The sequence below is a fragment of the Novosphingobium sp. BF6 genome (genome assembly GCF_058273105.1).
In genome coordinates, this window is the sequence record NZ_CM177776.1 from 702,244 (window position 1) to 716,310 (window position 14,067).

Below are 14,067 nucleotides of genomic sequence, written 5' to 3' on the forward strand. Positions count from 1 at the left end.
ACTGGAGACGAACTGGCATCGGCTCCGGGATTGCGGATGGAAGACATCGCGAGGTCAGGTTGCGGGCCGTGCATCCAGATCGACCTCCAGTTCGCGCGGCCAGTGGCGGAGCGCGCGGCAGGCCGTCAGGAAGGTTTCGGCATCCGCGCCGGTTTCCAGCGGAATGCAGGCTTCGTCGAGATCCTCGAAAATGCCGGCCCTGTCGAAGATTTCCTCGGCCTCGTCGGTAAGTCCGATGAACTTGCAATGGGCGAAGGCATCGGTGACGAAGTCTTTCGCCGCTGCGTCGAGCGACAGCAATTCGGCGCCCTCGTCGGATACGACCACAGCAACCGCGTCGAACAGCACCGAGGGCCCGCCGTCGATCTTGTGCTTCGCGGCAACTCTCGTCCCGTCCGACAGGGTGACGCCGGCGATCTTGGGCGCGATCACTTCGTAGACGGCGCCTTCGGCTTCCACCGCCTCCAGCAAGGCGGTGAAGATTTCGGCATCTGCCCCGTCGCTGAGCAGGATGCCGAGCTTGCGGCCCTTGAAACTGTCGGGGCCGTTCTTGGCGATGCTGAGCTTGTCAGATCGCGGAAGGTCGGTGATCGGCTCCCGCGCCGGGATGGCCGCATCGGGAAGCGCCAGGCCGAGCCCGTCCGCAACGGTGGCGGCCAGCCCGGCATCGATGTTCAGCAAATGCGAAATGGTGCGTGAGCGGATGTCCGGGCGGTCCACTTTCGACAGCTCGAAAACCAGGGCATCGCCGATGTGCTTCTGTTCGATCGGCATTTGGCTGACGAAGAACTGCCGGGCCTGGCTATAGTGATCGGCGAAGCTCTCGGACCGGACCCGCTGCTTGGGGCCGTCGGCCGCTTCCGCAAAGCTGGTGAAACCGCGTACCGGATCTTCGCGCGGACCGCCCACCGTAGGGCCCCAGCTGTTCGGCTCGTAGTTCGCGCGGCCTTTGGGGTTGCGCATGGCCATGTGCCCGTCCTGCTGGAAATGAGCCATCGGACACTGGGGCGCATTGATCGGGATATGCGTGAAGTTCGGTCCGCCAAGCCGCTTGAGCTGGGTATCGAGGTAGGAGAAATTGCGGCCCTGAAGCAGCGGATCGTTCGAAAAGTCGATGCCGGGAGGCACGTTCTGGGTGCAGAAGGCAACCTGTTCGGTCTCGGCGAAGAAGTTGTCGACCACGCGGTCGAGCACGAGGCGGCCGACGATGCGGATCGGCACGAGTTCCTCCGGGATCAGCTTGGTCGCATCAAGCACGTCGAAATCGAAGCTGTCGGCGAAGGCGTCGTCGAACAGCTGGACGCCGAGTTCCCATTCGGGAAAGTCGCCGGAATTGATCGCATCCCACAAGTCGCGGCGGTGGAAGTCGGGATCGGCGCCGTTGATCTTGACCGCCTCATTCCAAACGACCGACTGGAGGCCTTGTTTCGGCTTCCAGTGGAACTTCACGAACGTCGACTTGCCTTGGCCATCGACCAGCCGGAAAGTATGCACCCCGAAGCCTTCCATCGTGCGCAGCGAGCGCGGGATGGCGCGGTCGGACATCGTCCACATGACCATGTGGAAGCTTTCCGGGGTCAGGCTGACGAAGTCCCAGAAATTGTCATGGGCGGTCTGGGCCTGCGGAAAATCACGGTCCGGCTCAGGCTTGGCAGCATGGATCAGGTCGGGGAACTTGATTGCGTCCTGGATGAAAAACACCGGGATATTGTTGCCCACGAGATCCCAGTTGCCCTCCTGGGTGTAGAGCTTGACCGCAAAGCCGCGCACGTCGCGGGCAAGGTCCGGAGATCCCTTCGAACCAGCAACCGTAGAGAACCGAACGAAGGCCGGGGTTCGCTCGCCGACGCGCTGGAAGATGTCGGCGCGGCTCACATCGGCCAGGCTGTCGGTCAGTTCGAAAAAGCCGTGCGCGCCGTATCCGCGCGCATGGACCACCCGCTCGGGAATGCGTTCATGGTCGAAGTGGAACATCTTCTCGCGGAAATGCAAATCCTCCAACAGCGTGGGGCCGCGCGGACCCTGCTTGAGGCTGTTCTGGTCGTCCGCGACGGGAATACCCTGCTGAGTGGTGAGTGTTTTGACCTCCCCCCCGGCAACCTGGTGCGTATCGCCGCCGGGCGCCTGCACTTCGGCGAAAGTGAAGGATATGGCAGCGTCCGCCGGTATTGCGGGCGCCTTTTGCGGAGGTTCGCCTCCCACGTCGACCGGTGCGAAGTCGCTCGGGGTTGCATTCTTCGCTGCTGCGGAAGGCGCTTTATCGGGCGTCTTGGCCATCTGGCTATCCTTTTGTAAGTGGAATGCAAGGTGGACAAAACGTCGGAACGACGGTCGCATGCCTTGGGTTTCAGTCCCCGCTAAACATGCCGATGGAGCGCCAGGTTGCCCGGCGGGACGCAGAATTAACTTACGTCAGTACGTTTTCCGGCGGCTCAATCTGCAACGTCCGCGCGTCTGCGGATTTACGCCTAGTGAAGCCTGCCTCTCGCCGGACATGAAAGGAGTTCCCGTCTGCTTACCGACCGCTTTCTTAGGGAGAAAAAGGGCATCAACTTGTCCTCCCGCGAACGCGAAAGGCTGGAGGCGGGGATTGTCGAGCTGCGCGCATTGGAAGCAAGGCAGATAATCGTGCGAGCAGGAACGCCGCTGCGGCACAGCATGCTGCTGATCGAAGGCATCATGTCGCGCTACATCGACGATCGCAATGGTTTGCGGCAGTTGGTGGCGATCCATGTTCCCGGCGACTTCGTGGACCTTCACGCCTATCCCTTGCAGGCGCTGGACCATGACGTTGCCACTATGACGTCGGCCAAGGTCGCGGTCGTGCCCCACAGCGAACTGGATGCCATGATTGCGGAAAGTCCCGTTCTTGGCCGAAAACTTTGGTTCGCGACGCTGATCGATGCCGCGATACACCGCGCATGGCTGTTCCGGCTTGGCAGGCTGGATGCGGTCGGCCGGGTCGCGCATTTCCTCTGCGAAACCAACATGCGTCTCGTCGCTGCGGGCCTCAGCGACGGTCGGCGCTTCGCGCTCCCACTGACGCAGACCGACTTGTCGGAGATCTGCGGATTGACCAATGTGCATGTAAACCGCGTGCTTCGCCAACTGCGAGAGGAGCGGCTCTGCGTGTTCAGATCGTCGCTGGTGGAGATCACCGACCCGGCAAAATTAGCGGCGCGAGGCCAGTTCGACCCGAGCTATCTTTATATAGAAGCACAGGCGTCCGCCGCATGATGCCGGTCATCACTCATTTTCAAGAGCCAGTTCGAAAGGCAATGGAGGCAGCCCAATCGTCATTTTCAAGCGGCTCGATTCTATTGAAAGCGTTTTTGGAAATCCTCAGCGTCAGCACATCGCAGCCGAACGCGATGGCGCTGGCGGGAACGGGGCGCAAAACTTCGTCCAGACCAGAAATCCCGCCGCTTGCCACGACCACATAGCTCACTTCGCCGGAACGACATTCGATAAGGGCATCGACTGCCTTTCCGAGCGAAATGCTATCGGCTGCCATGGCCGGCATGCCGGCAATCCCGGAAGCGGTAAAAAGTGAGGGGCCGGGCGCTTCCCTGCTGGCGATCTTGGCGGATTTGGCCCCGTCTTCGTGCGCACGTTGCCGTCCAAGCCAACGCCAAATTCCCACGAGATTGACGAATGTCAGAAATCCATTGGCGACAATCAGCGAAGTTTGCCCTGATGTGAGACCTACGATCGTCCAGCAAATCGAACCGAGGGTAAAGACCACAAAGCCCCAGCCGGTCACGCGCGCACCAAGATTGGCGGCCGTCATCATGGCGGCGATCATCGTGGCGATTGGGGCAATCCAGTTGATCAGCTCGTTCATGATGCCTCCCGTCTGACCGCGCCGACATCTGCGCATGGTGGCTCAAGGTCGCGCGGTCCCTTTTGTTCCGCAGCGGGCGGGCATCCCGCGCCGAAGGTGTCTTCTCCATCCGCCACTTTTTGCTCCACAGACCGTTATGGGACCGGGAGAACAAGAATGAATGCCGAGGACCTGAAACAAGAATTTCACGACCGAATTCGCGATGCATGCTTCCCTTGCGTCGGTGCGAAGTCCGCCTTGGCGAAAGGAACGCTGAAAGTGATCCCGGCGCGGGATCTGACCAGCGCCTGGAATGACGTGGCGATCCACCGCGAACTGCTTGAATGGAGCCGGGATTACCGGGACGAGCCGGAAGGACTGCGCAGTCTAGCCGTCGTCTTCGAAGGCCCCCTGGACTTGAGCGAAGGCGACTTCGAGGTGGCCATGTGGGAGCGTATCCAGTCGTTCGCGGACAAGGATGCCTGGCTCGGCCAGCCTTACGACCGTTCGGTCAGTCCCGACCCGCAGGACTCGCATTTCTCTCTAAGTTTCGGTGGTAACGCCTTCTTCGTGGTCGGCCTTCACCCCCAAGCCTCCCGTCCGGCGCGTCGATTCCCGCGTCCGGCGCTGGTCTTCAACCTGCACGACCAGTTCGAACGTCTGCGCGAGGAAGGCAGGTACGAACGCCTGCGCGAACGCATCCTCGAACGCGATCTGGCAATGGCCGGATCACCGAACCCGATGCTGGCCCGCCATGGCGAGGCCAGCGAGGCCCGTCAGTATAGCGGCAGGGCAGTCGGTACCGACTGGGCATGTCCTTTCAAGGATCCGCGTAAATGAACGAATACGAAGTTATCCCGCCCCGCAGCGGCGCGGCCTTTCCGCTTCGCCAAGGGCAAGTTCTTACGGTTTGCGATCCGCTCGGCTGTCAGGTGGCCGATCTGTTGGCTTTCGCGGCGGAGGACGTGCGCGAGGTCATCTCGAACGGCCGCACCTTCGACTACGAAGAGACGATTAGCCTCAGCACCGGCAATCGCTTGTGGTCGAACCGCTCGCAGGTCTTGCTCGAGATCGTCGAGGATACAGTCGGTCGGCATGATTTTCTGCTGCCCCCCTGTAGCGAAGCGACCTTTCGCCATTTCTATCCCGAGAAACCGCTGCACCGCGGCTGCTTTGGCAATCTTGCCGAAGCGCTCGCTCCCTATGGGATCGAGCCCGATGCCATCCCAACCGCCTTCAACGTGTTCATGAACGTTCCCGTGGCGGCGGACAGCGGCAAGCTTTCAGTTCTGCCACCGACCAGCCAGCCTGGCGACCGGATAGCACTGCGGGCAGAGCGCGATTGCATCATCGGGCTGACGGCCTGCTCGGCTTATGCATCGAACGGCGGCACCTTCAAGCCGATACATTACCGCATCTCGGACGAATGAGGAACTTTCGCCGGCACGGCGGCATTCCATGGAAACGAAACCGTGCCCGCAAAAGGCCTGCCGCCAGTCTAGGAGCAACGATGGATTCCGATCAACCAAGCGCCAAACGCAAGGGCCGAGCAGCCATATTCGTGGTCAGCGTGGTGCTGGCGGTCATCGTTCTGGTCTTTATCGGCCGCAATATCTGGCATGCCGAAGAGCAGCAAGACCACGAAACGACGGGGCAGGTTCAGCACGAGGGCTTGACCTGAAAATACTCTTCTACCGATCAACTTCGGCAGGGTCTGATTTGCGGACCATTGCCTCTGGTTGCCGGCCTTGGAACGGAGGATCCCATTCGAGAAACGTACCACGGCAGCGCGATTGTTCGGGCAGGTTAGGGAAGAAGAGCTATGGCAAATGGCTGGGCACCAGACAGTGCGGTTCAAGATCAGATCGAGGACAGTTTGAAGGACGCCGTTTCGGCAGCCCGCTCCCGATTGCCGCAGGGCGTAGGTCTAGCGGACTGCGAAGAATGCGGCGAAAAGATACCCGAGGCCCGGCGGCGCGCTCTTCCCGGTGTACGTACCTGTGTTTCCTGTCAAACACTTCGCGACAGGAAGCCGGTCCATGTGGCGGTTAATCGCAGAGGAAGCAAAGACAGCCAGCTGCGTTAGGTGGGCAGGTCCTACCAAGGATTGGAGGAACGGTGGGCATTCCCCGAAATTCGGATCAGAAATGCATTGTCAAACCGGCCATAGGATGGGTGCTATCGAACCGTGAGCCTGCCCGTGCCGATGTTTCTGGGACCGACTTCGACGCCAACACAAAAAATCCACATGCTCGCAGGATCTTTCGGCGAGAGTGGAACCGACGCCATGCGGTTGCCTTGTTATCTTCGCATGGCATCCGCAGCGACTTTCTTCTCAACCTTCTGCGGCCTCCTCTGCCGATGGGACGCTCACCGGGTACGAAAAATGAGCGGAAGGAGCGAGCCTGCCCATGCAACTATCGATTACCGTCGAACTCGACTATGCTCTCTCCGGCCCCACCGATCTTCTTTTGCAATTGGAAGCTGCGTTCATTCCCGAACAGATCGTGCATCGTGCGCTGATCGAACTGCCCCCTGTTTCGCATTTTGCGCGTCTGCCCGGGCACGACCAGATCGGCGATCGGATCTGGCTTCGGACAGACGAGCGGCTTACTGTTCGCTACGAAGCGCTCGTCGAGCCTCGGCGGATAGTCATGCCGATCGAGGGTCTAGTCGCAGTGCCGCCGCATCGTCTGCCTGCCGAGACGGTCGACTATCTTTTGCCGTCGCGTTTCTGCCCTTCCGATACGCTTCAGGAGTTCGCCGGTCAGAAGTTCGGAACATTGCTGGGCGGCGATAAAGTCGCGGCAATTCGGGATTGGGTCGGGAGCCACCTTCGATACGTGCCGGGATCGAGCAACGCCCAAACCACCGCAGCCGATAGCCTCCGCTCTGCGGAAGGAGTTTGCCGCGATTTTGCGCACCTGGTCATCACCTTGTGCCGGGCCAATGCCATTCCTGCCCGCTTTGTCAGCGTTTATGGACTGGGCGTCGAGCCGCAGGATTTTCATGCGGTGGCGGAAGTGTTCCTCGACGGCACCTGGCACTTGGTCGATGCAACCGGCATGTCGTACCCGGAAGGTATGGCTAAGATCGGGGTCGGCCCGGATGCGGCCGGAGTGTCCTTTCTGACCAGCTACGGGCCCGTCGTTCTGCAAAACCAGTCGGTCCAGGTGGTCCGCGGGCCGGAGAACGACGCGATCGGCGGCGCACACTGAACGGATTGGGGTAACGATGAGCCGCGCCACCGCGCCAGGCCGAAGGCTTCGCGGTGGCTATCCGGTAACGCCGGACGGTCGATATCTCGCTGTGAGCGGAAGGCGCTGGCGCAGGGCGAACCCGGCGCTATCGGACGAACGCCGCAATGAACTTAATGCACTAATAAACCAATCGGTCCACTCGGTGGGGGCAGATCACCATCTGCCAGTCACCATGCCATTACCGGATGGCCGCTTGTGACAGAGGGGCGAATGACCATAGCGGGTCGCTTATCGCCCTTGCTTCGGGTCAGAACGGACGGCAGCTATCTCAGTTTGGATTTCCGAAACCGGACAGTCGCTTGTCGGCCAACTAGGTCGTTCAGAAGAGGGTGAAGATTGGTGAACGAAAGGCGGCTTTGAGGGGTGGCAGGTGATGGGTTGAACGGCAGCTCTGTCGGCGGAGCAGGGTGGGGGCGTTACCTGCACGTCGCGACCAGGATAAGGCATTTGGCACTTAGTAATTGAACGTCCGCTTCGAACCAAAGCGGTGGCCCGCATCGCCATCACGCATGGCTGTATGGCCACTGCGTACCTGCTGGGTTGCCGATTGCGGACGCTCACCCATACCCACCCGCCACCGACGCAACGCACAGCGGTACAGTGAACAGCACCGCGAGCGTTGGTGCATAAAGGCATACGAGCTCGGGCGGACATTCTAAGACTTTGGCTGCGATTGTCCGCTCGACCGTCCGCGGCACTGGGTAAGGTATCGAATGAGTGATGACCCGGTGGGATGGAAGAGCGTGCCTCTTGAGACAGCCTTCTCCACCCCAAACCGTTAGGTCGCCTGTCAGCGTACGCTGCGCTCCACCTCGTCCAAGGTCCGGTTGTAGCTGGCGCTTTCGCCGGCACTCAAGAATCCCTGCTGCTTTACATACTTCGCCGAGTCTGTGCGGACCCACGCCAGCTTCTTGTTCAGTTGCGCGGCCTTTGTCGGCGCAATCCGCCCGGACTTGCGTGCAGCGGTCAGCTTCGCCTCTACGGTATGCAGGCGGGCGGTAAGGCGCGACTGGAGAGCATCAACCTTATGCGCCGGGGCATTCGGGTGCATCGACGTCGCCAGTGCGGGGGTTACGGCAAGGGACAGTCCGATAACAACGGCGGCTAGTCTGGCAGGAATGAACGTATGCATTAGGATTCTCCGGAAACGCGCTCGGGTTGTCCAGACTTCTGGTGACAAGCTAGTTGCGAACGTGATCGCGGTACTAGCAGGACAACCCTGAACGATGGCTGGCAAACCATGTAATCATCTTAGGCTGTTAAGAAGGGGTGATGCCAATCCTGGGCGGATGAGCAGCGCTGGCGAGTATCGTCATTTGCGCTACCCATCCGAAATCATCGATCATCGTGTCAGGGCTCATCATAGTGGATCGCAACCGCTATCGCGGAGGTCTCACGCATAAGGTCCCATAGCCCCATGCTGGAAGAAGCTGGCCTGACACGTACCGCGGTATCGTGGGTAGGGCCTCCGACATCTGTCCCATCCACTTCACGCAGGACGCTCTGGCGACGACCGAACGCTGCGTACAGGCACAGGCCGGCGATGCTCCAGATAGCGTAACGACCAAGCGTCAAGGTAGGCAGACTGAAGAGGAGATAGCCGCAGCCCAATGCTGCCAGCGGAGCGAATAGCCATGCAGCCGGGTAGCGGAATGGCCGGTGTAGATCCGGCGCGCAAGGCAGAGGACAAGCTGTCCTTCTGATCACTGGGTCGTCGTATTTCCGCTCCGCCAAAGAAGCCCAACACAGTTCCTGATGGCGAACCAGTCAAGCATGCCTTGGAAATCTTCGTTGCGTTTGACTTCCTCGATCCTCTTTTCGAGATAGTCTTTCACCTCTTCACCCATCTCATCGTAAAGCTCGCGCGCTCTCTGATGGCAATAAGCTGGATCGGGTTCACGCAACATCACGCAAATCTCCATCGTTAGGGATCGATATTGACCGGCTCCGCGTCGTGTCGCAGATTATTCCAATACGAGGCACCATCAAGGGGGTATCATGCGCGTAGGGTTTGCTCTTGTGCTGACGATTGGACTTTCCGCGTGCGGAAGCGCGGACCCATCTGCTAATGATATGGCTAGTTCCGAGGTCAGTCAGAGCCCTACTGTCAGCGAGAGCCCGGAGGTGAAGCCCGTCAAGCTGTCCGACCGTGATTTGCTTCGCGTCTGCAAGGGCGGGGGAGCCTTCGCTGTTGGGCGACCCGTCGAGGGCATCAGCGCGAAGGTGACCGGTGACCAAATCGTACGTTACTCGTACACGCGGCCGGACGGTAAGTTCTTCGCTTATGATTGCATGGTCGAGGGGAACGTTCTGCGAACCCGTATGATCGACGAGGCCGGGCCCGGAACGGGTCCCGGCGCGTGGTCTGGGCGAGGAGGGACGATCACCTTCAAAATTCAGGATAAGAAGAGCATCTATTTCCACGAGCGCTTTTTCGATGGTTCGGAGGATTCCAAGACAATCGAGATTTGACCGCGTAACCTTTCGGCGACTAATTCCGCCATCGCGTTTATGAGTGGAATAGTCGTGTGCCAAATCGAATGAAATGCGATGAATTGAAATCGATCAGGCTGAGCACGGGTTTGACCCAAGTGGCGTTTGCTGAGCAGATCGGGCTGAATCGCAAGTTGGTGAATGCACTTGAGAACGAGCGGATGCTAATTGACCGGCGCACGGAACTAACGATTCAGTCTCTGGCATGTCGCCTCAACCTTGTGGCCGCATGCGTTTGGATCGAGGTTAGCGAACGCGAGACTTATCTCGTTGTGCGCCGGACGATGCGTGAGAGCCGCGTAGGACTGGCGATGTGGTCTGGCTATCAGGAAGTTCGACTCCTTGGCGAGTTTGTCCGCCGCAGAGATGCGGAACGGTGGCGGCGCGCAATCGAGCGGTCGGCGAATCCCCATGAGGCTCGAACGCTTTCTCGCGCCCGTGACTTTGAAATATTCACCGAGTTCAACAAGGAAATAGACGCACTCTTCGATGAGGAGGTTGGCGCTACAACGGGAGGGCAGACCAATGCCGTTTACTGATGAGGAAAAGCAGCAGTGGCACGCTGAGCGGCGACGCGTCGCTGAAGAAGAGGGCTTTGAAGACATAGAGAGCGAGGATTCGCTATCGTCGTCAGCTTGCAGCCACTGCGGCGCACCGCTGTCAGCAGGCTCTGATTTGTCAGAGTTCCCGCTTTGCGGCGCGTGTGACGACTAACCGTCGAAGAGGGTAGGGCGGGTCAATGCTACTGACCCGCCCGCGCGGCCTCAGGCCTTGGGGACGTCACACACCCAAACCATGCCTGTCGAGGCATACAGGTGAAGCTCCCGGCCACCCTTTTTCTTGTAGACCCGGCTTTCGCTATCACCAGCTCCGGTCACGCTGGAGAACGGATTGGTGCCCTCGCCGAGTTGGTCATCCAATGATTTCACGACTGCCCCGGGACTATCCTGAGTCATGGCGCGAACCAGCGTGCCCGTCCTCCCGTCGCAGAATGTCTTCTGAGAATCGTTCGGCTCGTTGGTGATTTCGGTTTGAACCCAGCTTTCTGGAATTTTCAGTTTCCATTCCGCTAACGTGTCGGCCACCTTCTTTCGCTCTTCGTCGGCGCGAGCTGCTTCTACCCGGGCGGCGTCCTTGGCTTGGAAATAGAACAGAGGGCCGCAGATAAGAACCACCGCCGTTAGAATGACGGCAGACACCTTGAGAATCTTGCGCGTCTCTGCCTCGACCTCTTCTTGGGCCGCCGCAAGTTGCTCCGATTCGGCCTCTTGTTGCTTCCTCCATTCGGCCATCTCGGCGATCTTCTTCTGCTCACGGGCATGGGCCTCAGCCAATGCGGCATCGAGAGATTCGAAGGTCTGATTGTCGAAGACAAAGCGGTCGAACACCTCGTTCCGGGCAATACCGTAGCGGGAGGCCAGCCATAGGCGGTATCCATCGAGGCTCAGGTCGCGCTCGCACGGCGGGGCATCTGATGGAGGGGTTGCCGGAACTGCGGCACTGGAGGTCACCACCTGCTGCTGCTTGGGTCCCCCGAAAATCGCCATTAGCGCGCCAATCAGGATGACCAGCCCAGACAGGAAAATGTAGGTCTGGCGATCCGCGATCAGCCCGATGTTCTGGACACGCGAGGGGACATACAGGCTCCCACCCGTCTCAACGCTCGTGTCCATGTTCAGCGCGATCAGGAGAAACACGACTCCGCCGCAAATTAGAAATATCCCCCAGCCCCGCATTCGAAAAACTCCAAAGATTTACGTCAGATAAAGCGCAAAACCGATGCTAATCAACATCCGTTTCTCACCTCATTGTCTTGGGATGAAGCGCAGTTAGTGGCGCCGTGCGTCACTTTAGATCATAGGATACGACGGGCGGTTCCTGGCTCATAGCCCGGTACACGACCGCAAATCCGGCGCCCGTTGAATCGCTCTGCCGAGAGGGTTGTAGCGCGCCATGCAAGTCAGCAATGTCATCCCGTCATCCCGTCATTCACCAAAGCCCTTTAAAGGTACCCGTCTCAGTGCGGCTCAAGATGGCTAGATCACGGCAGTAAGCGAATGTCGCGATCGGCCAAATCCAGCCCCCGCAACCATCGCAAATTGCAGAACATCGGCTGATTTGGATGCCTTTTCAGAACCCGCCTTCCTGGCGGGTTTTGTGCGTTGGGACACCCTGATTTACCGATGGCGATGAGCGCGGGGCTCATGCACGTAGGAAATCCGAAGGCGATCCTCTCGTGGGTCGCCCTCATGTCTCTCGGCGTCGGAGCACATGCTTCTACAGAGCATCTGGCCCTGGCTTTCGACAGCTGTGTCGTTCTCGGGGTGCTTATCTTCTTCGGCTATGCCGTGCTGTTTTCGACGGCGCCGATGGTCAAAGGCTATGCCAGAACCCGACGCTGGATCGATGGGACGCTCAGTGTAGTTTTCGCTGGCGCAGGCGTGCGCTTCCTCATCGGCCGATAGTAGATTGGGTTATCAGATATGACAGTTTTCAAGGGCCTTTCCGCATTCCCGCCTACTCCGGCAAACGAAGACGGCATTGTCGATACCGATGCTTTGGGGGTTCTCGTCGATCGCCTTGCTGAGGCAAGCGTCGATTCAGTGAGCGTTCTGGGTAGCACGGGCACTTATGCCTACCTGGATCGGGAGCAGCGCAATCGCGCTGTCTCGGCCGCTGTGGAAGCGGCAGCAGGTCGCGTCCGCTGTGGTAGCGGGTGTCGGAGCGTTGCGAACGAGCTGGTCCTGCGAACTTGCCGTTGCTGCGCAAAGGGGCGGTGCCAGCGGGCTTCTGCTCGCGCCGATGTCCTACGCGCAGCTGTCCGCCAGAGAAGTCGAGCATCACTTCAAGGCGGTCGCCGCTGCAACGGATTTACCGCTCTGTATCTACAACAATCCAGGCACGACGAATTTCAAATTCTCGCACGACCTCATCGTCGAACTTGCTCATGTTCCAGGTATCGCAGCGGTGAAGATGCCGCCCCGCTATGATGGAGCCTATGCTGCCGTAATCGAGCAGCTTCGCGCCCGAATGCCGGAAGACTTCAGGATAGGCTATAGCGGCGACTGGTGTGCGGCACCGGCATTCCTGGCGGGCGCCGATGCCTGGCATAGCGTCGCTGCCGGTGTGCTGCCGGAGCCAGCGGTCCGCCTCACGCAGGCTGCGATGGCCGGCGATGCTGAGGAAACTGCGCGGCTGCAGGCGCTCTGTGCACCCATGAGGGCGCTCTTCGAAAAGTACGGCAGCCTGCGCACTATCTATGGGATCGCGGAAATCCTCGGGCTGAATGTCGGGGCCGCCCCGCTGCCAGTGCAAGGCTACGTCGGCGTGGATCAGTTGGCTGAGCTACCGGTTGCGATCGACAGCATGGTCTCGGCTGCAAGGTGAAATTTCGGCATACAACGCCCATTCGACGATGATCCTAATGTTAGCATAAACGATCATCCGGCAATGCACGGCATTTCGATCATCCCGCCAAGTCCGGCGGCGACCTAAAAGGCGACCGGTGGCTTGGCCCCTGTTCCCATCCTAGACCTGCTGTTCGGCAGACGGCCAGTCTTGGGTATCCAGAAGAGGATAAGTGGACGGGCTGCACCTGGGAGCCTAAAATGGGCTGCTGAACGGCCGAAGGGATCGACTGCGGAACCGGCTTCTACGCGACCGAAATGGTCGCTCCGGGCCGCGGAAACCAATGCCCTCGACCTGCGCTAACGAACGAGGCTGCTGCAGGGACGAATATACGAATCGAGGGCAATCGGATATGGAATCAGGGTAATACTTCGGCGAACAAAATGACGTGCTCAAGTTCGTTGCCGCCTATCTCGTTTCCTGTACGAGCTTCGACGGGAACCACGGTTACCGCGAAACCCATCTGCGAAAGGATTGCCACGAATTCTGCATCAGGGCTTGCGGACCATATCGCGAGAATACCTTGAGGCTTCAGGGCCGAAATCGCCGCTTCGAGCCCTCTGCGAGAATAGAGCCAATCGTTGGCCCGACGAGTGAGCCCTTCGGGGCCGTTGTCGACGTCAAGCAGGATGGCATCGTAGGCGCCATTCGCAGCGTGGATCAGTAGTGCAACATCATCCTGGACCAGTTGGACGCGAGCATCGTCGAGGCACCCGGAGGTCCACGCCTTCATCGGCCCTCGGGCCCAGTCGATTATCTTTGGAACGATTTCCGCCACGGTCACGCTGGCATCTTCGCCAAGAACCGCAAGCGCGGCCCTTAACGTGAAGCCCATTCCGTACCCACCAATAAGAATTTGCGGGGCGGAACGAGTGCCAATCTTCTCGCAGGCCATCGTCGCGAGCGCCTCTTCCGAAGCATAGAGATCCGTGCTCATGAGCTCATGACCATCGAGAAGAATGACAAATTCGCCTGCGGTGCGGACCAGTCGCAGGCGATCGCCATTCGGCACATGCGCGACGTCAATCAGTTCGTCGCCTTCAACAAGGTCCAAACTGTTGGTGGTCACGGCAGGCATCCGGA

General features: G+C 59.6%; 16 protein-coding genes and 1 pseudogene. 11 read left to right on the plus strand and 6 right to left on the minus strand.

Going from position 1 to position 14,067, the window contains the following annotated elements:
• Window positions 1-54: 54 nt before the first annotated feature.
• A complete protein-coding gene (gene katE / locus AC4D6D_RS18515; protein WP_491328500.1) occupies window positions 55-2,277 on the minus strand; it encodes a catalase in 2,223 nt (740 codons plus the stop codon).
• Window positions 2,278-2,511: 234 nt separating this feature from the next.
• On the opposite strand from katE, the gene AC4D6D_RS18520 reads away from it, so the two are divergent.
• Entirely contained in the window at window positions 2,512-3,237 is a 726-nt protein-coding gene (locus AC4D6D_RS18520; protein WP_491328766.1) for a Crp/Fnr family transcriptional regulator, read from the plus strand.
• A 19-nt stretch (window positions 3,238-3,256) separates the two neighbouring features.
• On the opposite strand, the gene AC4D6D_RS18525 is transcribed toward AC4D6D_RS18520, so the two are convergent.
• Window positions 3,257-3,844 (minus strand): PRC-barrel domain-containing protein, encoded by a 588-nt coding sequence (locus AC4D6D_RS18525; protein WP_491328501.1) that lies wholly within the window; start codon window positions 3,842-3,844, stop codon window positions 3,257-3,259.
• 156 nt (window positions 3,845-4,000) lie between these two features.
• Here AC4D6D_RS18525 and gntA point away from each other — a divergent pair, with 156 nt between their 5' ends.
• From gntA to AC4D6D_RS18550, 5 genes are all read left to right on the plus strand, one after another.
• Window positions 4,001-4,663 (plus strand): guanitoxin biosynthesis heme-dependent pre-guanitoxin N-hydroxylase GntA, encoded by a 663-nt coding sequence (gene gntA / locus AC4D6D_RS18530; protein ID WP_491328502.1) that lies wholly within the window; start codon window positions 4,001-4,003, stop codon window positions 4,661-4,663.
• A complete protein-coding gene (locus AC4D6D_RS18535; RefSeq protein WP_491328503.1) occupies window positions 4,660-5,253 on the plus strand; it encodes a DUF1989 domain-containing protein in 594 nt (197 codons plus the stop codon). Before gntA ends, AC4D6D_RS18535 begins: the two co-directional genes overlap by 4 nt.
• An 80-nt stretch (window positions 5,254-5,333) precedes the next feature.
• Window positions 5,334-5,504 (plus strand): hypothetical protein, encoded by a 171-nt coding sequence (locus AC4D6D_RS18540; protein ID WP_491328504.1) that lies wholly within the window; start codon window positions 5,334-5,336, stop codon window positions 5,502-5,504.
• A gap of 141 nt (window positions 5,505-5,645) precedes the next feature.
• A complete protein-coding gene (locus AC4D6D_RS18545; RefSeq protein ID WP_491328505.1) occupies window positions 5,646-5,909 on the plus strand; it encodes a DksA/TraR family C4-type zinc finger protein in 264 nt (87 codons plus the stop codon).
• Window positions 5,910-6,234: 325 nt separating this feature from the next.
• Complete coding sequence (locus tag AC4D6D_RS18550; RefSeq protein ID WP_491328506.1) at window positions 6,235-7,041, plus strand: transglutaminase-like domain-containing protein; 807 nt, start codon at window positions 6,235-6,237, stop codon at window positions 7,039-7,041.
• 832 nt (window positions 7,042-7,873) lie between these two features.
• Here AC4D6D_RS18550 and AC4D6D_RS18555 read toward each other — a convergent pair.
• On the minus strand, window positions 7,874-8,215 hold the full coding sequence (locus AC4D6D_RS18555) for a hypothetical protein (RefSeq protein ID WP_491328507.1): 342 nt from the start codon (window positions 8,213-8,215) through the stop codon (window positions 7,874-7,876).
• Window positions 8,216-8,786: 571 nt separating this feature from the next.
• On the minus strand, window positions 8,787-8,993 hold the full coding sequence (locus AC4D6D_RS18560) for a hypothetical protein (protein WP_491328508.1): 207 nt from the start codon (window positions 8,991-8,993) through the stop codon (window positions 8,787-8,789).
• Window positions 8,994-9,156: 163 nt separating this feature from the next.
• On the opposite strand from AC4D6D_RS18560, the gene AC4D6D_RS18565 reads away from it, so the two are divergent.
• Together AC4D6D_RS18565 and AC4D6D_RS18570 are read left to right on the plus strand one after the other, a co-directional pair.
• Window positions 9,157-9,555 (plus strand): hypothetical protein, encoded by a 399-nt coding sequence (locus AC4D6D_RS18565; protein ID WP_491328509.1) that lies wholly within the window; start codon window positions 9,157-9,159, stop codon window positions 9,553-9,555.
• Between the two features lie 68 nt (window positions 9,556-9,623).
• Window positions 9,624-10,115 (plus strand): helix-turn-helix domain-containing protein, encoded by a 492-nt coding sequence (locus tag AC4D6D_RS18570; protein ID WP_491328510.1) that lies wholly within the window; start codon window positions 9,624-9,626, stop codon window positions 10,113-10,115.
• A 225-nt stretch (window positions 10,116-10,340) separates the two neighbouring features.
• On the opposite strand, the gene AC4D6D_RS18575 is transcribed toward AC4D6D_RS18570, so the two are convergent.
• The gene (locus tag AC4D6D_RS18575; protein WP_491328511.1) at window positions 10,341-11,273 is read right to left on the minus strand and encodes a hypothetical protein; all 933 of its coding nucleotides are present in this window, start codon (window positions 11,271-11,273) and stop codon (window positions 10,341-10,343) included.
• A gap of 465 nt (window positions 11,274-11,738) precedes the next feature.
• Between AC4D6D_RS18575 and AC4D6D_RS18580 the strand changes: the two genes are divergently transcribed.
• The 3 genes and pseudogenes from AC4D6D_RS18580 (at window position 11,739) to AC4D6D_RS18590 (ending at window position 12,963) form a co-directional block, all read left to right on the plus strand.
• Complete coding sequence (locus AC4D6D_RS18580; RefSeq protein ID WP_491328512.1) at window positions 11,739-12,041, plus strand: LysE family transporter; 303 nt, start codon at window positions 11,739-11,741, stop codon at window positions 12,039-12,041.
• 18 nt (window positions 12,042-12,059) lie between these two features.
• Window positions 12,060-12,212: pseudogene (locus AC4D6D_RS18585) on the plus strand (dihydrodipicolinate synthase family protein); the annotation flags it as partial.
• Window positions 12,208-12,963 carry a dihydrodipicolinate synthase family protein gene (locus tag AC4D6D_RS18590; RefSeq protein WP_491328513.1) on the plus strand — a complete coding sequence of 252 codons (756 nt, stop codon included), beginning with the start codon at window positions 12,208-12,210 and terminating at the stop codon, window positions 12,961-12,963. The pseudogene AC4D6D_RS18585 and the gene AC4D6D_RS18590, both read left to right, overlap by 5 nt.
• A 379-nt stretch (window positions 12,964-13,342) precedes the next feature.
• On the opposite strand, the gene AC4D6D_RS18595 is transcribed toward AC4D6D_RS18590, so the two are convergent.
• On the minus strand, window positions 13,343-14,053 hold the full coding sequence (locus AC4D6D_RS18595; RefSeq protein WP_491328514.1) for a spermidine synthase: 711 nt from the start codon (window positions 14,051-14,053) through the stop codon (window positions 13,343-13,345).
• Between the last annotated feature and the right edge of the window lie 14 nt (window positions 14,054-14,067).